The organism is Vibrio sp. 1288, from assembly GCF_033344475.1.
In genome coordinates, this window is the sequence record NZ_JAWPOX010000973.1 from 1 (window position 1) to 553 (window position 553).

Here is a 553-nt window from a genome sequence, read left to right on the forward strand (position 1 = left end):
ACCTACATACATTGCGACTGCTGCACTACGAGCTGGGTTTACTGAGGTATTAGTCACAGGAATGCTGATCAGGTGAATAAGAGTCAGACACAAACCAATTGCAATAGGCGCAAAACCTTGAGGTGCACGTTTGTCTGTCGCCCCCATGATAACGATAAGGAACATCATCGTCATCACGATTTCAGAAACTAACGCAGCAAGCATTGAGTACTGACCTGGTGAGTGTTCACCATAACCGTTGGCGGCAAAGCCAGAACCAACAACATCAAATCCAGCTTGTCCTGTCGCGATGACATAAAGAATACCACCAGCGATCAGCCCGCCGATCACTTGTGCGATGATGTAAGGCGCAACGTCTTTTGTATCAAAACGACCGCCAGCCCAAAGGCCAACCGTCACTGCAGGGTTCAAATGGCAACCTGAAATATGACCGATTGCAAATGCCATGGTTAAAACGGTTAAACCAAAGGCCAGAGCGACACCCAGCAGACCAATACCAACATCTGGAAAACCTGCAGCCAACACTGCGCTGCCGCAGCCGCCCAATACTAGC

General features: G+C 49.4%; 1 protein-coding gene. It reads right to left on the bottom strand.

Annotated features, from left to right (window positions below):
- On the bottom strand, positions 1–553 hold a 553-nt coding region (gene aqpZ / locus R8O11_RS30405; RefSeq protein ID WP_318195287.1), incomplete at both ends, for an aquaporin Z.